This is a genomic window from Cohnella herbarum (assembly GCF_012849095.1).
Lineage (GTDB): Bacteria > Bacillota > Bacilli > Paenibacillales > Paenibacillaceae > Cohnella > Cohnella herbarum.
Map to the genome: position 1 here is coordinate 1,446,409 of NZ_CP051680.1, position 20,868 is coordinate 1,467,276.

Annotated in this window: 23 protein-coding genes and 1 pseudogene; 1 reads left to right on the plus strand and 23 read right to left on the minus strand. The window is 47.4% G+C overall.

Annotated features, from left to right (window positions below; translation table 11 throughout):
• Window positions 1-296: 296 nt before the first annotated feature.
• The 15 genes from HH215_RS06215 to HH215_RS06285 all read right to left on the minus strand — a co-directional run bounded on the left by HH215_RS06215 (window position 297) and on the right by HH215_RS06285 (window position 12,445).
• Window positions 297-1,835 (minus strand): M56 family metallopeptidase, encoded by a 1,539-nt coding sequence (locus HH215_RS06215; RefSeq protein WP_169279110.1) that lies wholly within the window; start codon window positions 1,833-1,835, stop codon window positions 297-299.
• Between the two features lie 8 nt (window positions 1,836-1,843).
• The gene (locus HH215_RS06220; RefSeq protein WP_169279111.1) at window positions 1,844-2,203 is read right to left on the minus strand and encodes a BlaI/MecI/CopY family transcriptional regulator; all 360 of its coding nucleotides are present in this window, start codon (window positions 2,201-2,203) and stop codon (window positions 1,844-1,846) included.
• A 198-nt stretch (window positions 2,204-2,401) separates the two neighbouring features.
• Window positions 2,402-2,881, minus strand: a complete 480-nt coding sequence (gene msrC, locus HH215_RS06225; RefSeq protein ID WP_169284253.1) for a free L-methionine (R)-S-oxide reductase MsrC — start codon at window positions 2,879-2,881, stop codon at window positions 2,402-2,404.
• Between the two features lie 240 nt (window positions 2,882-3,121).
• Entirely contained in the window at window positions 3,122-4,465 is a 1,344-nt protein-coding gene (locus HH215_RS06230) for a HAMP domain-containing sensor histidine kinase (protein ID WP_254450388.1), read from the minus strand.
• Window positions 4,440-5,135 (minus strand): response regulator transcription factor, encoded by a 696-nt coding sequence (locus tag HH215_RS06235; RefSeq protein ID WP_169279112.1) that lies wholly within the window; start codon window positions 5,133-5,135, stop codon window positions 4,440-4,442. The genes HH215_RS06230 and HH215_RS06235 overlap by 26 nt, the downstream gene beginning before the upstream one ends.
• Window positions 5,122-6,099 carry a phosphatidylinositol-specific phospholipase C/glycerophosphodiester phosphodiesterase family protein gene (locus tag HH215_RS06240; RefSeq protein WP_169279113.1) on the minus strand — a complete coding sequence of 326 codons (978 nt, stop codon included), beginning with the start codon at window positions 6,097-6,099 and terminating at the stop codon, window positions 5,122-5,124. The genes HH215_RS06235 and HH215_RS06240 overlap by 14 nt, the downstream gene beginning before the upstream one ends.
• Before the next feature lie 185 nt (window positions 6,100-6,284).
• Complete coding sequence (locus HH215_RS06245) at window positions 6,285-6,656, minus strand: iron chaperone (RefSeq protein WP_169279114.1); 372 nt, start codon at window positions 6,654-6,656, stop codon at window positions 6,285-6,287.
• A gap of 64 nt (window positions 6,657-6,720) precedes the next feature.
• Window positions 6,721-7,428 (minus strand): FAD-dependent oxidoreductase, encoded by a 708-nt coding sequence (locus tag HH215_RS06250; protein WP_169279115.1) that lies wholly within the window; start codon window positions 7,426-7,428, stop codon window positions 6,721-6,723.
• A 283-nt stretch (window positions 7,429-7,711) separates the two neighbouring features.
• A complete protein-coding gene (locus tag HH215_RS06255) occupies window positions 7,712-7,924 on the minus strand; it encodes a DUF378 domain-containing protein (protein WP_169279116.1) in 213 nt (70 codons plus the stop codon).
• A 147-nt stretch (window positions 7,925-8,071) separates the two neighbouring features.
• Window positions 8,072-8,614 carry a TlpA family protein disulfide reductase gene (locus tag HH215_RS06260; RefSeq protein ID WP_169279117.1) on the minus strand — a complete coding sequence of 181 codons (543 nt, stop codon included), beginning with the start codon at window positions 8,612-8,614 and terminating at the stop codon, window positions 8,072-8,074.
• Window positions 8,611-9,324, minus strand: coding sequence for an ABC transporter ATP-binding protein (locus tag HH215_RS06265; RefSeq protein ID WP_169279118.1), 714 nt, complete (start codon window positions 9,322-9,324; stop codon window positions 8,611-8,613). The genes HH215_RS06260 and HH215_RS06265 overlap by 4 nt, the downstream gene beginning before the upstream one ends.
• Complete coding sequence (locus tag HH215_RS06270) at window positions 9,317-10,138, minus strand: ABC transporter permease (protein ID WP_169279119.1); 822 nt, start codon at window positions 10,136-10,138, stop codon at window positions 9,317-9,319. Before HH215_RS06270 ends, HH215_RS06265 begins: the two co-directional genes overlap by 8 nt.
• Before the next feature lie 2 nt (window positions 10,139-10,140).
• Window positions 10,141-10,701, minus strand: a complete 561-nt coding sequence (locus tag HH215_RS06275; RefSeq protein ID WP_169279120.1) for a nitrous oxide reductase accessory protein NosL — start codon at window positions 10,699-10,701, stop codon at window positions 10,141-10,143.
• Window positions 10,698-12,050, minus strand: a complete 1,353-nt coding sequence (locus tag HH215_RS06280) for a right-handed parallel beta-helix repeat-containing protein (protein ID WP_254450389.1) — start codon at window positions 12,048-12,050, stop codon at window positions 10,698-10,700. Before HH215_RS06280 ends, HH215_RS06275 begins: the two co-directional genes overlap by 4 nt.
• Complete coding sequence (locus HH215_RS06285) at window positions 12,047-12,445, minus strand: filamin/ABP280 repeat domain-containing protein (protein ID WP_169279121.1); 399 nt, start codon at window positions 12,443-12,445, stop codon at window positions 12,047-12,049. Before HH215_RS06285 ends, HH215_RS06280 begins: the two co-directional genes overlap by 4 nt.
• A gap of 156 nt (window positions 12,446-12,601) precedes the next feature.
• On the opposite strand from HH215_RS06285, the pseudogene HH215_RS36970 reads away from it, so the two are divergent.
• Window positions 12,602-12,763, plus strand: a pseudogene (locus HH215_RS36970) (GNAT family N-acetyltransferase); the annotation flags it as partial.
• 142 nt (window positions 12,764-12,905) lie between these two features.
• On the opposite strand, the gene HH215_RS06295 reads toward HH215_RS36970, so the two are convergent.
• From HH215_RS06295 to HH215_RS06330, 8 genes are all read right to left on the minus strand, one after another.
• Window positions 12,906-14,024: a GerAB/ArcD/ProY family transporter gene (locus tag HH215_RS06295; RefSeq protein WP_169279122.1), complete on the minus strand. Its 1,119-nt coding sequence runs from the start codon at window positions 14,022-14,024 to the stop codon at window positions 12,906-12,908.
• Window positions 14,021-14,293, minus strand: coding sequence for a hypothetical protein (locus HH215_RS06300; RefSeq protein ID WP_169279123.1), 273 nt, complete (start codon window positions 14,291-14,293; stop codon window positions 14,021-14,023). Before HH215_RS06300 ends, HH215_RS06295 begins: the two co-directional genes overlap by 4 nt.
• Before the next feature lie 2 nt (window positions 14,294-14,295).
• Window positions 14,296-15,468 carry a Ger(x)C family spore germination protein gene (locus HH215_RS06305; protein ID WP_169279124.1) on the minus strand — a complete coding sequence of 391 codons (1,173 nt, stop codon included), beginning with the start codon at window positions 15,466-15,468 and terminating at the stop codon, window positions 14,296-14,298.
• Window positions 15,465-16,997, minus strand: coding sequence for a spore germination protein (locus HH215_RS06310; protein WP_169279125.1), 1,533 nt, complete (start codon window positions 16,995-16,997; stop codon window positions 15,465-15,467). Before HH215_RS06310 ends, HH215_RS06305 begins: the two co-directional genes overlap by 4 nt.
• Window positions 16,998-17,146: 149 nt before the next feature.
• Window positions 17,147-18,112 carry a class 1b ribonucleoside-diphosphate reductase subunit beta gene (gene nrdF, locus HH215_RS06315; protein ID WP_254450390.1) on the minus strand — a complete coding sequence of 322 codons (966 nt, stop codon included), beginning with the start codon at window positions 18,110-18,112 and terminating at the stop codon, window positions 17,147-17,149.
• A complete protein-coding gene (gene nrdE, locus HH215_RS06320) occupies window positions 18,100-20,193 on the minus strand; it encodes a class 1b ribonucleoside-diphosphate reductase subunit alpha (protein WP_169279127.1) in 2,094 nt (697 codons plus the stop codon). The genes nrdF and nrdE overlap by 13 nt, the downstream gene beginning before the upstream one ends.
• The gene (gene nrdI, locus HH215_RS06325; protein WP_169279128.1) at window positions 20,190-20,561 is read right to left on the minus strand and encodes a class Ib ribonucleoside-diphosphate reductase assembly flavoprotein NrdI; all 372 of its coding nucleotides are present in this window, start codon (window positions 20,559-20,561) and stop codon (window positions 20,190-20,192) included. The genes nrdE and nrdI overlap by 4 nt, the downstream gene beginning before the upstream one ends.
• Window positions 20,558-20,782, minus strand: coding sequence for a glutaredoxin family protein (locus HH215_RS06330; protein WP_169279129.1), 225 nt, complete (start codon window positions 20,780-20,782; stop codon window positions 20,558-20,560). The genes nrdI and HH215_RS06330 overlap by 4 nt, the downstream gene beginning before the upstream one ends.
• Between the last annotated feature and the right edge of the window lie 86 nt (window positions 20,783-20,868).

Sequence of the window (20,868 nt, forward strand, 5' to 3'; positions counted from 1 at the left end):
TTTATTTTATAAACTATTCTGTATCTATAGCTTTTTTTAGGGATACCCCTTTTAGTCATTTGCGTTTTTGGTTAACCTGTAATTCCACAAAGAAAAAGGAGCTGCCTCTGGCTAGCTCCTTTTCTTTCGTTTCAGTTATCCTATTGTTATCCTAAAACTGTGCCATCAGTGAAGTGTACCTTGATAATCCGAAAATTTTTGACTGATGCTACTTTTAACCGATTATCTGCCTGTAACGAGGACGTATCCGTCTGAATCTGCTTCCATGTATCTATTTTCACTGCTAATGATCGCTTCTAAAACTCTACGTGATCCTTGCTAGAGTAGAAGATCCCCAAAAAGGGCTGATTATCACGGCCATGCAATTTCAAGAGAATATGGGTTGTGTCTGTTTCCCATACGGTTTCATAGACCAGATTACCTGTTATAACGGCTGTCCCCCAGTCAGAAGGATCATCTTTGTACAAATCATTTTTCCATGTTATATCATCTGTAATCGGTGTGCCGTACTTCTCGGTCAAATTCTTCTTCAGGTTATTAAAATCATTAATATGTTCAGTAGCATTTGAGTGCTGTTCAAAAATACCATAACGAGCTTCAACAAGCTTATCATCTATAAAAGTGGTTCCGAATCCAGCCTTTAGATTGTGAATATTGCCATCGTAATGAAGTGAACTTTCTGCTTTCCTTATGTTCTCTCCATGCCCATTTGGATTTTCGGCCTCTGTTTTTCTAAACTCGTTAGTCGACATCCCCCAGGTCGCATTTCGGAAATCGCCTCGGAAATCGCTAAGTTTAGCCTCAGTATGATTGCTTTCTACACCTGAAGCATTACCCGGAGCCGCTTCCGGTTTGCCCGAAGCAGAAGTCGCAAAAACCGTAACGGTTCCAACCACAATGACAATAGCAAGCAGAATCGCCGCTCTAGAGATTTTCTTAGTTTTCATAATCGATATAATCCTTTCTTCAATTGAGATTTTCGAAAAATGGCTAGCCATCTGGAACATCCCGCTTTTCTTTTCTTCCAAACGGACAAGTGCCATAGCATAAGATGACTTCATGCTCTCCCCGGATGTCCGTATGACCTTTTCATCACAAGATAGCTCGATGTCACGATTGGCCATGATGTACATGAGCCACACGAACGGGTTGAACCAATGGACGCATAAGCTAGCAGCAAGCACCCACTTTTTGAGCGTATCAAATCGTTTGACGTGAATATACTCGTGAATAAGGATAAGCTTGAGTTGATCTTCGTCGGTATAGTCGATATGTTTCGGCATAAGAATCACAGGCTGAAAAATACCATAGGTAAGCGGATTTATAATTGTATCCGACTGTCTGATTCGTACCTTACGCCATAATGGATTTGATTTCTGCCATTTTTGGATGAATTCATTTTCAAGCGGCAACGACGTTCTGTAGTTTTTGCGACACCTGATATGCGGGATGATGAAAAACAAAGCGAAAATCGTAAAACCAATGAGCCATGCTAGCAAAAAAATCCATATTGATGATGACGGCTCCATGGGTACGTTTGGAGTGATCAGATTATCTGCTGTGAGTGGCGTAGTAACCGTTCCACCATGTGAAATTGGTGTGTTTTGCGTTAGGGAAATGCTCGTCTGATCTGTAAATAATGTGGTTATATTGTTAACCGCCGTAAAAATACTAAATTGCGAATAAACAGAAACAGGAATAAGCAATCTGGATAACGCAACACCCCATAGAACGATAAACGTCATTTTCGGAACCTTATTCAGAAGCAGGAAACGAAAGCATACAACCGCAAGAATGAAGCAGGAAGCCGATACGCTCATTTCAAGAAACGACATCCCCCACCTCATTGCAATTTCTCAATCAGTTGCTTTAATCGGATAATTTCCTCGGACGTCAGGCGTTTCTGCCCCAGCAGTGAAGCGACCAGTCTATCGGGAGCGCCGTTATACAATTTATTGATGAGCTCCGTTGTTTCATGTTCTTGCACCTGTTCTCTCGTCACAAGCGCACGGCATACGAAATTCGGCTCTTGCCGCTCAATCGCCCCTTTATCGAGGCACTTCTTAATGACCGTATAGGTGGTAGTCTTGCTCCAGCCTATTTTTTCCTTTGTTATTTCCGCGATCTTCTTTGCCGTCGTATCCCCTTCTTGCCACAAAATTTCCATAATATTAAGCTCGCTATCAAACAGTTTTATGCTCATAAGAAATCCCCTCCGTTCTACTGCACTAGAACATTACTATTATATTCTATTGCAGTAGAACGATTTAGTCAATCCGGTTTGAAGTTGTTTTACAACAAGTGACCCTTGGCTTCCGAAAATACTTAATCCGCAAAACGAAAAAGCCCGCGGTTTCCGCGGACTTCATTCGGGATCGGATTATGATTAATAAAATTCTCCCTAGATGTATTTCACCAAATTCTTGACTAATCGCTCCAGGCAATCTTGATCGATTCCATCAAATCGACCTTTGCTTGGACTGTCAATATCCAGAACTCCGATCAGTTCATCGTCTTTAATGAGCGGGATCACGATTTCCGATTGCGAAGCTTCATCGCATGCAATATGACCCGGAAACAAATGGACGTCGTCCACTCTAATCGTTTCCCTCTTTTGAGCTGCAGTTCCGCAGACCCCTTTACCTATCGGTATTCTAATGCAAGCCGGCATCCCTTGGAACGGTCCAAGTACAAGCTCGCCTGACTTCAACAGATAAAAGCCGACCCAATTTACATCGGTTAAAAATAGATTCAGTAGCGCCGAAGCATTGGATAAGTTCGCAATCCTATCGGTTTCGCCTTCAAGCAGCGATGAAAGTTGTTGCGTAACCAATTGGTAGTTTTGTTGTTTCGTTCCTGTATAGCTTTCTTTTTGAAACATTTTCTCCACCTCGACATTAGATGATTCCATAATGATATCATCCATTTTTATTTTATGATAGGATCATAGAAAACCTTCCATTGAGGTGAGTGGCATGTGTTATACGGATCCAAATTGGAGTACATCCGTACTGATCACCATTGATACACAAAACGACTTCGCCTTATCCAACGCTCCAGCCGAGATAAAAGGAACTTCCGATGTGTTGCCGAACATGAAACGCGTGTTGGATACCTACCGCTAGTCCCTCGCCTCTATAGGAAAACCAATCAGCACATTAAACTGGTCTCCGCTAACCTCGATTCGGATATCCCCGCCCTGCAATTCGACAATACTTTTGGCAATGGCTAGCCCTAGCCCTGACCCTTCGGTATGGCGGGATTCGTCGGCCCTCTTAAATCTTTCGAACAACTCATCCGGAGCAAAATCGATCTCGTACTGGGCGGTATTCTGAATTTGAAAAGTTACACGGCCGTCCACCTCGTCAAGATATACATAAACTCTCGTGCCTGGAAGCGAATATTTAAGGGCGTTGGAAAGTAAATTCTCGAACAATCGCCAAGTTTTGTTCCCATCCAGATAGGCGTAAATATGGGGTTTGCTCATTTTCATGCGAAGAAATAACGAGGAATGTTCGAATTTATCTTTGAATTCCGCCACGGCTTGATCTAAAAGCGCTACAACGTCGATTCGCTGAATATCGAGTTCTATCGTTCCGCTAGCCATCTTCGACGCCTCGAATAAATCCTCGATTAGCGCTTTAAGTCTCGACGATTTGCGGTCCAGCACCTCCACGTAAGCTCCTATTTTTTCGGATCCCGGCTGTTCTTTCTTAAGTAAATCGACGTAATTAATAATGGATGTGAGCGGCGTCTTCAAATCGTGCGACACGTTCGTAATGAGCTCCGATTTGAGACGTTCGCTTTTCATTTGCACCTCAAGCGCTTTTCGATAACCTATCTTCATGTTATTGATATGGGAGGCGAGATCGGAAATTGGCCCCTTCCCTTTGATCTCGATTTTTGCCTGTAGATTCCCTTGGGTGATTTCCTTCGTTTCGAGCAATAAGCGACGGAACTTCCCGGCGAAATTTAATACCGCGGGTAAGATAACGAGCACGTAGAAACACATGTACAGAATAAGCCACTTCTCATCGACATAGCGATAGTAGCCGTATAACCGATAGCCGACGATTCCCGCGGCAGCCGATAGAAGAGCGAACGAAACGATCGGAAGCGCAATTCGATATTCCATGATCCCGCCTTGCCATGTACGCAAATACCTAAGCAGGAGACTGTTTCTCCATTGTTTAAGTAGGTTATCCGGTGCTACGAGAAGATGGGCAATTCGAAGAACGAAGACGCCGAATGCGACTAAAAATATGGTTATGACGTAACTTAAGGCAATATCCGAACGGTAACCCCAGAAGGATAAATTGCCGATTCCCAGTACGATCAGCCACCAGATACCCGCAGCTCCCAATAGCCGAATATCGAAAGAAAATCGACCGATCGAATTTGAGATTTTTTCGTATTGTCGCTTGAATCCGGCGAATGGATTACTTGCTTTCCATTTTGTATCCAATCCCCCACACCACCTTCAAGTATTTCGGATCCTTCGGGTTGATTTCGATCTTTTCGCGAATATTTCGAATGTGTACGGCAACGGTATTCTCGGACGCATAAACAGGTTCATTCCATACCTTCTCGTAAATTTCGTCGATGGAGAATACTCTCCCCTTATTCACCATAAGCAGTTCTAAAATTTTGTATTCTTTAGGCGTAAGCCTGACTTCTTCGCCGTCGACCACGACCGTTCTGGAGCTTCTGTCCAAAGCAAGACCGCGGATTACGATCTGGTCATCGGCCATCTTGTGCGATCCCAGATTCGTAAACCGCCTTAATTGCGATTTTACTCTCGCTACCAGCTCCATAGGATTAAAAGGCTTCGTGATATAATCGTCGGCCCCTATATTGAGTCCCATAATTTTGTCCGTATTTTCCGATTTCGCGGAGAGCAAGACGATCGGGATATTCAGATGCTCGCGAATTTTGAAAGTCGTCTTGATACCATCCATCTGGGGCATCATGATATCCATGATAATAAGATGAATCGTTTCCATCTCTAGGACTGCGAGAGCCTCTACTCCGTTTGAAGCCGTAAATACAACGATGTCTTCGCTTGATAAGTAAATCGTCAGAGCCTCTAGAATCTCCGCTTCGTCATCCACGATCAGCACGTTATGTTTCGGCATTATTTTTCCACCTTACGATTTTCGTCGCTTTGTCCTTTTTTACGCCACTTTTTATTTTTCCTAGGCCGATTAGAAATATGCAGATCCATAAATGATGTTCGAATGGTTCGTTTAAACTGTCCATTTCGCTCGACAACTGCTTGGGACCGGTTTCTAGATCGGTATAAAATCCGTATACGCCGACCGAGCGGTTTAACAACATCATGAAAGCACTATTGTTTAACGAATGCACATAACTTTTCAACCCGATCTTGTGCAGGCGAAATACGAGAAACGGATCTAACAGCACCCTGGATACGGGCATCGCGACCGCGGAAAATCCTTTATTTTTCACGAATTCCACGATGGCGTCAGCCGATTGGCTAGACTGATAAGTAGAATAGATTTTGTTCGGAAAAGGGTAGATCTTCATTACGGCATCGTACATCTCCGGACTATAGATTTCGGGTATGATCCTTCGCAATAACGACGTATCGACACTCTGCACTTCATTCACCAAATACTCGAATTGCCTCCTCACCTTCTCTACTTTAGTTTCCTTGGTATCCGTAATCAAATAAAAGTCCGGATTTTCCCGCATCAAGCGAACGATATCCCTTACGCTCAGCGGTTCGTATTGGCCATAGATCAAAGTGCCTTTAAATTCCGCTAATGTGGATGCGCCGCCATTTCGATCTGGCAAACCGGGTTGATAATCGTCCGTCCAATCGTGCCGCGCGGCCAACTTCCCGTCTTTCGTCAGAATGAGATCGACCTCGAACAATCGGTATCCTCTATCGTAATTGGCTTGGAATGCCTCGTAAGAGTTCGTGTATTTTACGCCGTCAATGCCTCCCATCGCATGGGCAATGAAGCGGTTGGCTTGCCAGCCATCCGCTGTGCCGACGGCAACTGCCCGTCCCCCGAAACCGATGGCCACCAAAACTAATAATACGCCTATACATATCCGACTCGCTATTTTCATGCTTACTTCTCCTCTTTCGTCATTCATAGAACCCATGTTAACGGGTGTCTATGAATAAGCAGGGGAGAAAAAACGAAAGAAACTTTAAAGATTAGCTTGTCAGTTAACCGGTACCTGATCCCGCAAAATCAAAAAGCCGCGATTTACGCGACTTGTTAAGGGACTATTTATTAGGTTCTGTTTTCCTATTTCCGCCAAAAGGTTGAACAGTCTGCCTTGTCCAACATATTGAATTCGATCATTTTCTCAAGTAATGAGAAATCAACCGGACTATCCCACCGTATACGTAGCAGTTCCTTGGTGTGATCATAACCAGCCTGCACGATTTCATCGGAAAAACGATTAATTCCCGCCCTTTCAGGGGAAACAGCCAAATGTTGTTTGGATACGCTAAAGCCAATAATAAAGGTATCGTGATCGGTAAACATAGGCTGATTCCACGCAATTTTCGGCACTAAGCTCGGAAATTTCTTAGTTACCCAATCCATAACCTCTTCCGTTCGGGCACGATGTTGCGGATTATCGATACGCGCGAAATATTCTCCAAAAACTTCCACATTATTCCCTCCTCATAAGGTTAAACTTTTCGTCCCCTAATCACTCATTCGAATTCATTATTAACTAATACCCGTAAAAAGCATCCTTTTTGATGTTCTTTTTTGAAATATTATGACTTTGTAAATAGCCGGATATGGAATCTACCATTGCCTTCGGTCCTGCGATGAAGTAACTACCATTGTTTGAATATACATCGTTAAACTTATCGATTTCCTGATGTAAGTCGTCCCTTGAATCCAGATAAGCGACGCTTATTGAAGTTTTGTCAGCCAGTTCATCAAGTTCATCTTTGTAGAGATAAGACTTTTTGCCATCAAGATAAAGAAGTTTTCTTTGTTTTCCGTCTTCGCTTCCTTCTGACTCTATTTGTTTTAGGATCGAACGAAACGGAGTAATTCCGATTCCGCCTGCGATCAGAAGCGAAGGACTGTTATCTTGTAGACAAAAAGACCCTACAGGCCCGCTCATTTTAACTTTCATTCCCTCCTGTAATTCTAATAGCGCTTTCTTAAAATCGCTTGGGTTATTACGGATACGCGTTGTTATTTTAACAATCTTTTCCGTAGGAGCAGATGCCATGCTAAATGGCTTTGTAACATTTTTGATGTTCTTATGAGTAATGCTAAACAAACCATATTGCCCTGCTGTCCAAGTTAAATCTTTATCTTTTTCAAATAAAAAAGAATATACATCTTCCGATTCTTTGCGGCTTTCTAAAAATAATAATTCTCTCTTTTTGAATATTGCGAAAGCATCCTTGAAAAAACTCATTTCCCCAGCTCCCAACTTTATAAAATGAACTAACTTCTAATTGGACACCATTTAGTGTTGTTTTAATTTTAGGTCACCATTTGGTGTCGCGTCAACAATTTTTTTAACTTTACACAATAAATTCCAATGGACAATTATCGCGTAAACATCCACCAATTTAGCTACCTAACCGCACTAAATATGTCATCGAACAATATTATTCTTAAGCTAACGAAGAAAAGAGGAACTGCAAAATGCAGGTTCCTCCACCTTAGATTAATATTCGCAAAGTACGATTTTCGTTTTACGTTCTTGCGTGAGAATCATTCGTAAATAAATATTTGATGCAATACAACCCGCAAATTCCAACCAAGAAATACACGATTCGGCTAATCATTGAAGATTCACGATGAGAATCCCCTCCTAGCAACGCGGTGACCAAGTCCCATTCAAATAAACCGACGAGGAGCCAATTAACCGCTCCGATAATCACTAGCACCAACGCAACTTTACCCATAACTTACCACCCTCTTCAATCAATATCTTACAATTAACAATATGCGTATTTTTTATGACATCCATACCTAGGAATCAATAAATTCTAAGGGGTAAAACGGAATCCAGATGGATTTCGTTTTACCCCCTTGTTTTGTTGCACCTATTACTAAGTTTGGAGCATGGAAAGCAATTGATCTCGGTTCGTGATTTCCCCAATGCCGACTTGACGAAGCTTTCCATTGGCATCGATTACGAAAGTGGCAGGTAGGCCGACTATTCGATAGAGCGTTGAGACTTTCCCCGTCGCATCGATGATGACAGGGAAAGATATGTCCTGTTGTTTTAGATATTCGTTAACCGTCCCTCTTGATTCGCCAACGTTAACGGACACCAACTGGAAGTTGATCTCCTTGGATCGGTAGATCTCGTCTATAAGCGGCATTTCCTTTACGCAAGGCTTGCACCAGGATGCCCAGAAGTTTAACAATACGGTTTGACCCCGATATGAACGAAGATTCACCCTCTCTCCGTCTGTATTCACCCCTTCGAATTCAGGCGCTTCGAGTCCGATTGAGAGGTTCCCCTTCTTTTCATGGCTCTCGGAACGGTCCGTCGAAATAAACAGTCGGATCATCAGGATGAGGGCAATTAAAGCAATGATAACAGTTGCTACGCTAACGACATTAAGTCTTGCCGTTCGTTGTCTCATCTGAGCGCCTCTTGGAAAGCTGCATGTAAAGGATGGTGGCCGAAGCGGGCACGATAGTGTTCTACGCTACCTTCTCCGCAGTTTCTTCCTTCATTGAGGAATACGACATGATCCGCGACGTCTTCAGCTACCGGAAGCTGATGTGTAGAAAAAATAATCGCATGACCTTCCTGCTTGATGTTCTTAATCAATTGAACGAACTCATTCATCCAGTAAGGATCGAGTCCATTGGTAGGTTCGTCCATAATCAAAAGCGGAGGGTTGGACAATAGGGATTGAGCGAATAATAAACGCTGCCGCATGCCCTTAGAGAAAGTATGCACTTTATTGTTTTTTTTGCTCTCGAGACCTACCATAGCCAAAGTATCCAGAACGCGTTGCTTCGGCACGGAACGCAGGGCAGCCCAGAAGGACAGCGCTTCGAAGGCAGATAAACCCGCGCTGAATTGGTAATCGTCAGGCATATATCCAATTTGCGTAGCGAATGCTGCTCTGTCCTTTTTCCACGCTAGTCCGTTTACGCTAATCTCGCCAGTACTAGGCTGAAGGATTCCCGCAATCATTCGAAGGATCGTGCTCTTCCCTGCGCCATTGCCGCCGCACAAGGCAAGAACTTCTCCTCTACGGATCTTCAGATCTATAGGTTCTACGAGCGTTTGCTTCTTGATCGTCTTGCTGACGCCGGAAACTTTAACGAGCGATTCATCCACGCGATCGTCCCCTTTCCCATATCCAATAGACTAACCCCATAGAGAGTACAATCCATGCGATACAGACGCCCAAGAATAGAAAAGTACCGGAAGATTGGCGCACCCAAATGACCCATTCATAATATTCCGGACCGAGGACGGAACCTCCTCCGAGCTTTATTACGACGAATAACCGGACTAACTCCGCGGGGTTAACGAACGTTAAAGCGACCAAGATCGGTTTGATCCACAAATATGGCAAGCTTCCGAGTATCGCAATCAGTATCGTAGACCATCCGACAACGAGGAAAAACCATATGGCAACGCTAATCGTCATCGCTTGCCAGCGGTTTCGCGACAAGGAGCCTACGATCATGGATATCGCCAGGAATAATAAAACCAATCCGACCGAGAATGCCAAAAACAAAAAGTAGGTTTTGGAATCGAAGCCGGTTCCCGTGATTTGACTAACAAGCCCCATCAGTCCATAACCAAAGGCGACGATCGTAATCAGAACAACCGATAAGCCGATGTATTTTCCTGCAACGAAAGATAACGTCCCAAGAGGGTAAGTGGATAGTAACTGCCAACTCCCCTCCTCCTTCTCCGCGGTTAAGGAGAAGGAACCAAGGAACAAGGTCATCAAGGGTAACAAGTATAGAATAAGGCTAAGCATGGAACCTGTTGTTCCGGAGTATCCTTGCACAACGTTTTGGGCATTAATTAGCAGCAAACAAAGGCTGAATACGGAAAACAAGGCTAAGAAGGAATATGCCCACGGATTTCGAAAACCGATTTTAATCTCGCGTTTAGCGACTTGCAACATATCGGACATTATTATTTCTCCGTCTTTTCCATAGAATCTCCGCTCATTTCGCCGTCCATGTGGCCTTCGCCATCGGATCCCATTTCCCCGTTCATATCTCCCATGTTCATGCTGTCTTTATTTTGCTCCCACGTATGGGAAGCAAGATCGTCCGCATTCATCAGCTTTCCTACGCCTTGCTCCGCTATGAAGGCTTCTGCGGACTTTTTATCTTTGAAGCTTACGATCCCGTATGCCATAGGCGTGCGAAGTGACGAGTCATACACATAAGTTGCTTTCTCGAATTCAACCCAATCCTTATCATTGTAATCGCGAACGTAATCCATCCCGATGTTGTCCGTCCCGTTCGTCTTCTTCCATTCATTCATGCAGCCAATGTCGTCGAATTTATAGTTTTTTCCGTCCTTAGTCGTAAGCTGCGTCGCATACGCATCATCTTTAACTTGCATTTTACAGATGACGCATACGTCCACGTCTTCATTAATGGGAACCGCCTCGTACTTCTTTCCTCCGCATGCCGTCAATACGACGAACGCCATTACGAGAATCAAACCAAGTGTCCATTTCTTCATTTTCTGATTACCCCTTTGTATATGATGGTTAGAGAAGCAATGAGTAGAATCAAACTTACGATCCGCATGTAAGCACGGGATTCCTGCGAGGGATGGGTTCTATCTGCCGATGCGGAAGGCAAGCTCATAAGAGGAAAAGCATCCGTCGCCCAAGAATCCCTATCGTTCATGAACAAATTGCTTAAGAACATCGTGCTCGGAGATTGGAAGAATAGCTGATAAGCCGGCGTCTTCTGAATCAATTGTTGATAGAAGGGATTAATCGCGTACGGGATATCGCTTAAACCGTCATGATTCAAGTCTAGTCCTTGTACGGCATCCCAATAGTTGTTTTCCATACGATTGCCGCTGCTCTCCAGCGCTTCGGCTTCGATCACATTGGATATAAACTGGTTATTATGAAATTCATTGTTACCCGATTCGAGAAATTGGATGCCCATAAAATTGCGCCAAACGGAATTATTAATTAGCCGATTGTCCGAGGATTGCTCCATATAAATGCCGACTCGGTTGCCTTCGACGATATTGCTATCTATGAGCGAAGTCTGGACATCGAACAATAACAGGCCTTGAGAATTGACGTTCTCGCTTTGTTTCCGGAAGGAATTGTCGGAAACGATAGCGTCGCGAACCCCCATAATCATAGCCCCCGTGACGTTATACTCTCCTTGATTGCCCGTAACAAGGGTCCCATTCGTATACATGCAATGAATGCCGTAACGCGATCGGTAAATCCTGTTGTCCACGACTATCGAACGATGACTGTTCTCAAGATAGATCCCGTCTCTCAAGTCCGATATTTCATTCGATTCGATGAGGTTGTCATGAGAATCGTAAAGGTCAATACCATTGTTCTTCTTGCTTAGACGTGCTTGTTCGTTGTTATTCGCCCCTGACCAGCTAATCCGATTATTCTTGATCATCCCTCTGTCTGCATTGCGAAGCATAATACCGAAACCTCGCGTCTCGATCGAAAGATTTTCTAGGGATACGTAGTCTGACTTCACAACAATAGCCGACGATTCACCTGCTACCTGTTGAACAATCGATATCCCCTGAATAACGGCATCGTTCGAACGAATCTCGATAACCGTTTGCTTGCCGTCAGCGGTTACGACTGCCTTGCGGCTCCCTTTAATCGTCAGTTTCTTATCTATGATGGCCGGCCCCAGATACTTCCCGTCTTCAAGCACGATCGTATCGCCCGGCTTGGCATCGTCTATCAAATTCTGCAACGCTCTTGAAGGCGCTTCTGCGCTATTCGAGTGAGCCGCACCGAGCATCGAAGCAACCGAAATGAACAATATTGCATTTGTTAAACAGATCAACTTAATAAGCTTGTTTTTCATTCCATCACAACCAGCGGTTTTTTCTTTGTAATATGAATATCTTGATTGTATAAATGGATGTACACATCGTATTTTGCTGCATTCTTAAATACGTACGGAGCCGTATACTTTCCCTTTCCTTTTGATTCGACCTCTTGAATCAGATCGGGTAAGCCGCTGTTATCCGAATGACGGATTTCAAACTGCACGTCGGTGTTTTTCTCGTCTACTAACCCTGTGATCGTAACCTGAAGATTCGTTTCTTCCCCCGAACGAGCCTGCTCCGGGATCGTGCTTAATTCTACTTTTACATTTTTGGGATCCTGGTCTCCCGTGCTCGCAGATGAACCACAACCAGTCAAAACAACCAATATTACGCTTATTGCTAGCAGCAACCTACCGAATAGATTTCCCATCCCCTCACTCCAATCCAACGACTAGTTTCACTTTTCACTACTATTTTAGAACGGATCCAACTTTTTTACATAACTCGATAGGGCTATATCCGATGACGTTCTTGTGACAGATAGATCGTTCAATGATATCGGAGGGAGTTCCGGGAAGAGGATTTCGAACGGTTTTATTCGGTTTTTTCGGACCCCGGACACTGGGGACAAGGGTATGCTTCGGAAATCGGGTCCAGGCTTCTGGAGTTCGGATTCAATCATGTTAAGCTTCATCGGATCAGCGCGAGCTGCAATGCCAACAACGGCGGTTCAGAGAAGGTCATGCGGAAGATCGGCATGAGCAAGGAAGGAGAAATCCGGAAAACGCGTTACAAAGACGGGCGCTGGGATAACGAGTTGAAGTACGGCATCCTGCTGGAGGAATGGAATTCGATCAAGTGACGATGGAAAACGAATGCCCCGCCGCTTTTCACCCCTTCCGCGGTCGTCTCCCGGATACGCCTTTCCGGCGAAACCAAGAGACGACCGCTAACAGCAGCAAGGGAAGCACGTACACGAGGTTGTTCAATAGGGGCCAGATGGTGTTGACGATCTCCTCGAGCGCGGCTTCGTTCGTATACGTCGTCAGAGAAAGCAGCAAACAGACGAACGCCACGGGAAACACCATCATGCGTTCGTTCTTGAGTTTCAGAAGTTGCGTCAACATTCGGACCAGAATAAGCAGCAAAATCGAAGCTTTGAAGTAAAAGCCTACGATCAAGGAGAAGCCGATGACCGATTCGATCCGTTCGATGATCTCCTGGATGAAGATCAGACGGGCAAGCTGGTAGAGCGAGTATTTGAGATCGCCTGACAGAGGCCCGAGCACCATGATGCTGCAGACGATCGAAGCGAGCAATGTTAAACCGTTAATCGTCAGCGCCAAGTACAGATGTTTGCCGACCTTGCGAGATTCCTTTTCCTTGACGCACGGCAGAAGAATCGCGAACACGACCAGCTCGGAATAAGGAAACCCGTACACGATGTAGGCGGCGTTCAGCACGGGGCCTATCCCGTCAGGCATGACGGGAAGCAAATATTCCGGATGATACAGGTTCGCGACCAGAAGGCAAACGACGACGATAAACGCGAACATGAGAATCAACAGCATCGCGGCCATGCGGGACATCGTCTCGAGACCGGCGCGCACGGTCAGGGCGATCGTTACGAATAGCAAAGAGTTGACCGCGTAGGTCGGGGTTTCCTTCAACATCGTGCTCTTGAAGAAGATGCCGATCTCGATGACGATGCCGGCGACGTTCCAGAACAGGACCACGAGGAAGGGAGCGAGCAGCAAAAAGGTCAACGCGTTGCCGATTAACGAACGGCTATAGACGACCAGACTCTCGTTCGGGAACCGGCGGTACATATACAGAACCGCGTACAGAAGAGCCATACCGGCGGCCAGTGCGATCAGCAAAGCGACCCAAGCCCCGTTGGAGGCGACGTTCGTCAGTGGTGCCGGAACGATGACGATGGACGAACCCGTCATGAAGAACAGAAACAAAACCATCATCTGAAGCGAACTAACGCGTTCCGAACCGTTCATGGCGATTCCCCCTCTGCGGGCTGTTGCTTGGCAACGGTCGGATTCATCCACTGGACCAGTTGCTTGGCCGGTTTCGCGAGCAGATCGAAGGCGTCGTTCAGATTCGGCCAATGAAACTCCGACACGCTGAGGAATCCGAGATAGACGATCGCCGCCAGCAACGTCCCGTAAGTTCTACGGTCTCTCTTCACGGCTTGCGCGAGCTGGGACCAATCGCTAGCGAACATAAGCGCGAGAAGCGCGACGAAGCAGGCGATTTTTCCGTACACGGCTACTTCTCCTTATAACCGAATGGCGTACCGACATTCAGGCCCGTGCTCAAGACTTCGACGTCCACGTGGATATCGAATCTGCAACGGGAGATAATCTCGTCCCAACTCGGTTCTAGTGTTTTCCATTGCTTCGGGTTTTTCCTGTAAATCCGATTGCCGATTCCAACCAAGTCCGCTTTCCGGTGTTCGAATATCGAGATGGCGTGATGTAGGCGCCGCTGCACCTGCTCGGCGATTTTCTCCTCGAATAGCTCCGCGTCCTCGACCGACTTCAAGCGTGAGCACTTGAGTTCTCCGATCGTCCCTTTGATTTCGATGCGCACGTCGACCGACACGGAGTCGCCATGCACGTGCGGAATCAATCGGCTGCGGAAAAAGATCACTTCGATCGATTCCATCCGGCGATCCATCCCTTCCGCGTTGCCGATGCACGGAAATTCCAGCACGCCGCTCTCGTATTTGTCGACGAGCATCAGATAGGCTTCCGTGTCTTTCCCGCGCAGCGCGTCGACGAGCTTGCTATCTTTCAGAATGGCAATGCCCGATACGACGGCCTCTTTCCCGGAATCGGTTATGCGGATTAACGGAATGTCCGACGTTTTGGAGGGGCTTTTCATTTGGATGGCCAGCTCGTATAGCGGGATTTTAGTCGTTTTTCCGGTGTAGATCGCCCCGTTCGTTTCCATTTTCTTGAACTGCTGGCCGATCGTCTGTTCGATGAACGGACGAATGTTCAGAAAGTCCGCCGCCTCTCCTTCCGCGATCAACGGGAGCACGGTTCCCCTCGGCTCGTGGTCTCTTGAAAAATAGTCGAGGATTTCCCGGATGTTCCTCGATTGAGCCAGCTTCTCTCCGATCAAAATCACGCGCATATGATCCCATTTCGCCTTGCGGCCGAATTTGAGCGGAACGTCGCGCACCGCTTCGAAGATCGTTTCCGCGCTAGTGACGATATTGATGCCCTTCGCCGTGGACGATTTCGCGCTCCCGCTCATCTCCGTCTTGTTCGAAGGATTGTAGAAATGGGTCGTTAACCGGATGAGATCGTCCTCGGACGAGTCGATGGCGACCGCCTGAACGTATCCGTACTCGTCGAGTTCGTTGTTGTCCCAGCAGCCCGAGACCGCGAGCAACGAAAGCGCGAGCGTAAGGGATGCACACCAACGTTTCAACGTTCCTTTCCCCTTCCGGCTCTTCTATGCCTCATTCGGCGATCTCCGGGAGTCTGCGGCAACAGACGTTTCGGAAGAACGAATAAGGCATCCCTAAGGCCTGCGAGATCCAACGGGCTGATGGAGGCCAAGTAGGGCTGTCCTAACGGACGAAGAACGGCGAGATGAAGATAAATCAGCAAGAAACCGACCATGATCCCGAGACCTCCGAACGTCGCGGCCAACAACATCAAAGGGAAACGCAAAATGCGTATCGCTATGGCCATATTGTATTGCGGGAAAGCGAACGACGCGATGCCGGTCAGGGCGACGACAATGACCATGACCGGAGAAGCGATCTGCGATTGAATCGCGGCTTGTCCGATCACGAGGGCGCCGACGATGCTGACGGCCGAGCCGATCGGACGTGGAAGCCGGATACCGGCTTCCCGCAGCAACTCGAAGAAAAACTCCATGATGAGCGCCTCCACGAAAGCCGGAAAAGGAATCCCTTCCCTCGTGTTCAGAATCGCAAGAAGAAGAACGGTCGGAATCAATTCGGAATGAAACGTGGACAACGCGATGTAGGTGCTGGGAAGCATCAAGGCGATGATAAAAGCAGCGACCCGCAAGACTCGAATGAGCGAAGAGAATACGGGCCGGTAATAGTAATCGTCGCTCGCCACGAAAAATTCCATGAAAGTTCCCGGACAGATCAAGATCGACGGGCTGCCGTTTACCAGGGCGATGATTTTGCCGTCGAGCAGCGCGGCTACGGCCGTATCCGGTCGCTCCGTGTAGCGCGCTAGCGGAAAAGGAGAATATCGGGTTTCCCCTACCCAATCTTCCAGGTAGGTCGCGTCGAGAATTTCTTCTTGGTCGATTGCCGAGATTCTCTTTTTGAATTCGAGCAGAATTTCCGGTTTAACGTAGCCGTCCAAATAGCCGTAGGCGATCTTTCGTCTGCTCTCCGCCCCGGCGGTCCGGAACTCGAACTTCAGATTCGAGGATTGGAGCAGATTGCGGATTACGCCGACATTGCGGTCCAGGCTTTCGATCGTGCTCGCGTGAGAACCTTGGACGCTCGGCTCGTTGATCGGTTCCGAGGTTTGCCTCTGTTCGACGTCCAGGGCGGGATAGGCCAACGCCATGTTCCATCCGTCGAACAACACGAGAACTTTGCCTCCCAGGACGGCCTGCGCCGCCTGATCGAACCTCGCGATCAAGTCGGCTCCGGACTCCGATATCCCGTGCCTTTCGTAATGGCGGACGACGTCTTCCACGGTCACGGACTCCGCCGGTCCGAGCCGATGCGCGACAAGGTTCTGCAAGGAGATTCGAAGCTCGTTCTTGCGGACCGGCTTGACCAACGTGTCGAAGCAGACGGTCAGAGCCTTCTGCTCCATGCGCGGACCGTAGCTCCATCCGCTCATCTCGAGATCCGAGCAATCGGCGAATCGCTCCGCCAGTTCCCTCGAGTTTTCCTCCAGTTTTATGGACAGAGGCGAAGATGCCGAAGTCTCTTCTCGATCGTCCAGGCTCTTTCTCATGCTTCTCCCTCCCCCTTTGGGCGCGACTGGAAACATTCGTTAGGTTTACCAGTTGAGGGAAGGGCTATTCGATTACGAGGGTCAACGGCAAAAAGACGCCTCCCCCCGATACTTAGAGGAAAGACGCCTTCCTAGTGTAGCTTATGCGCTTAAAATTTGAACGTATCGTCCGTAATCGGAGCGACTTTCGCCACCGCGTACGTAGACCCTTTTTGCGAGAAGAAATCGTAAGTGGAACCTTCGTTCCTAATCCCGTTCATGACGATCGGGTTCACTTCTTCGTCCGGAAACATCGTCTCGAAGCCGATGTTCATCAGCGCTTTGTTCGCATTATAACGGATATAGCTTTTCACGTCCGGACTTAATCCGGTTTCCGCATATAAATCATTGGTATAGTTCAGCTCGTTATGGTACAAGTCCAACAAGAACTCGTAAGCCCAAACCGTCAGCTGCTCTTTTTGCTCCGCGCTAAATTGTTTGAAATGTTGTTGAGCAAAGAAACCTATAGCTACGCCGTGAATCGATTCGTCCCGTAAAATGAGCGAGATGACCTCCGCGCTATTACGAAGCACGCCTTGGCCTCCCAAGTATAGTGGAAAGAAGAAGCCCGAGTAGAACAAGAACGACTCCAGCATAACAGAAGCGAACATCGCCTTCCATAGGGTAACCGGTTCGCCTTCTTCGATCGCGAGATAGACGTCGCTGATCCGTTTGGCTTTGTACTGCAAATACTCGTTCTGCTTTACCCAGTTGAAGATCGTGTCGATCTCGCCGTTCGTACATAATGTCGTGAAAATATAAGAGTACGACTTCGCGTGAATGGCTTCGAACGAGGCAAACACCGTGTAGAGCGCCTTTTCTTGCAGATCCGGAGCATGGCGGGCGATCTCGTTCATCCCGATATTCGTCTGAATCGTATCTAGCAGCGTAAGGCCGCCGAACACCTTTTTGTACGTATCCTGATGCGCGAAATCCTGCCACTGCTTCAAATCTTTACTGACCGCTATCTCTTCGGGAAACCAAATTTGTTTCCACTGTTGATCCCAGAATACCTTCGTCAGCTCTTGTTGGCTTCGATTCCAGTTTACGGCTTCGAACGCTTTTAGATCGAACACGACACACACTCCTCGATGGTCTGAAGACGCTGACGCACGTAATACACCGTCTTGATCCCTTTCATCCATGCATAGATATAAAGACGCGCCAATTGCTCGGTCGTCCATTGATCAGTCACATACAACGTCATCGAAATTCCTTGGTCGATGTGACGCTGCGCGGCCGCGTACAAATCGACCATTCGGAATTGATCGATCTCATAGGCTTCCTTGTATAACGCGATGTTATCGTTCGTCAAGAATGGCATCGGATAAATCGTACGGCTGTCGGCATAATCCCGAATTTCAACCTTCTCCGTGCAAGGAGCGATCGAAGCCGTGCTGTTGCGGATATAGGAAATGCTTCCGGTCGGCGCAATAGCCAGCCGGTACGCGTTGAATAATCCGTGTTCCATGACCTGTTCCTTAAGCTCGGCCCACATCTCCGCCGTAATCAACGGGACGTTGCCTAACGCCTTGATGACCTCAACCGGCAGCTCCTCGTCGGATTTGCTGATATACGCATCGAAATAGCTTCCGTTGGCGTAATCGCTTCGCTCGAAGCCGTAAAATGTTTCATTGCGTTCTTGGGCGATCTGGCTCGATGCGACCAAGGAGTAATAATTGAGCGCCTCCATGAATGCGTCAATAAAGAGGGCGGATTCTTTCGATCCGTAAGCCAATCCTTGCGAGATCAAATGTCCGTGCAAGTTCATAACGCCAAGTCCGACGGAATGCATGCTTTTGTTCGCTTTCGAAACGGACGGTACGTTCTTGATATCGGTCATAAGCGACACATTGGACAACAATCGCATCGACGTGTCGATCAACTGCCCGAAGGATGCCTCACGCGTCGCGTTGTGTATGTCAATTGAACCTAAGTTGCAAGATACGTCCATTCCGTAATCGTTGTCGGTCCCGTGGTCGTGGATGACGCTGGTTTCTTGAACCTGCAAAATTTCCGTGCACAGGTTCGACATCTTCACCCGGCCTAAATTGCGCAACGGGTGCTTGTCGTTCACGTGGTCGTCGAACACTTCGAACGGATAGCCCGATTCGAACTGCGCCTTCTTGATTTCCGTATACAATTTACGCGCATTGATGCGCTTGATTTTGCGAACGTTAGGGTTGTCCAACAGCTCGTAGTACATCTCGTTAATGCTGAGCTCAGACATCCGTTTGCCGTATTCCTTATATATGTCGTACGGACTAAACAACACCATATCCTTATCGCGCTTCATCAGCTCGAAGAAAATATTCGGCACGATAATGCCCGTCGAAAGCGTCGCTAGCCGTATCTTATCGTCAGCGTTAGGTTTCTTAGCGGAAATAAAGTTCTCGATATCGGCGTGGAAAACGTTCAAGTAGATAACACCGGAGCCATTACGCTGGCCAAGTTGATTCGAATAGGAAAAGGAGTTCTCCAGAAGCTTGGCTACCGGCATAACCCCGCTCGCGCGGTTAAGAATGCCCTTGATCGGATCCCCGAGCGGTCGCAGGTCGGTTAAGTTAACCCCGACACCGCCGCCTAAGCGAGACAGTTCCAGGCAGTATCCGATATTCTGTGAAATACTGTTCATCGAATCGTCCATCGTCAACTTGAAGCAGCTAACGAGCTCTCCTCGCGCCATCTTGCCGCTATTGAGCGCGGTCGGCGTCGCCGGTTGGTAAGCCGACATCATCGCTTCGACCGCCCGTTCCGCCAGCCGTTCATCCCCTTGCGCTAAATACAAAGAGATAATAACGATGCGATCCTCGTACTTCTCGAGAATTTCCTCGCCGTCCCGGCTCTTCATCGCATAGCTCTCATAAAATTTGCTGGCGCTCATGAACGACGGAAAACGAAATTCGTACGCGTACGCTTTCTCGTATAACCGCTCGATGAACTCCATCGAATATTGCTTAAGGAAGCCAGCTTCGTAGTACCCTTCGTCCACAAGATACCGAATTTTTTCTTCCGTATCGATAAAATATCGCAACTTTACGTTAACGTGCTCCAGAAAATAGCGGCGCGTCGCCTCTTTGTCTTTCACGAGATCAAGCTTTCCCGTCCGGCTGTATTGATTAAGAACTTCGTTGTTCAACTTTAGATAAGACTTCATCCGACTCTCTCCTCCCGGAAACCATGCTCGTAATAACGGCGAATCGCCTCGTAATCTTCGGCGAAGCCTCGCAAGTCGATTTTACGGACAAGCGGAACTTGCCATTGCCGCGCAAGGGCATCGCCGGCCGCCCCGAATACGCGATGGCCGAAGTTGCTGTTTCCGCTTACGATCACTCCTTGGCAATACGCGCCGCACCGCTCCATAAACTCCTTCACGATTCGCGGAACATCGCCTAGCCCGTCCGTATAGGTGAACAGCAAAAAAGGCTGCGTCAGCTTAACGTCATCGGCGATTTCGATCGCCGGCAATTGAAGCCGCGAAACGATATAGCGAACGTTTCCCGTACGGCTCGCGAAGGCAATCATACGTTCGCTTTCTCCAATTGCTTGACCATGTCGTTCGTATCGAAAATGAACTCGCCTTCGACCTCCATGACCGGCACGCTCATCGCGCCTGCCGCCACGAGCCTCTCAAACGCTTCCGCGTCATGATCGACGTTGATAATCTCGACTTCGACGCCCGCGCGTTGTAATTCTGATTTGATCCACATGCATTTCGGACATACCGTTCTTGTATAAAGCTTCATCTTCTCGTCTCCTCTAGTCGTATTCGCAAATAAAAAGAACACCCTCGTCTCCGGGGGGTTCTACCGAATCGCGTGGTTATTTTCGG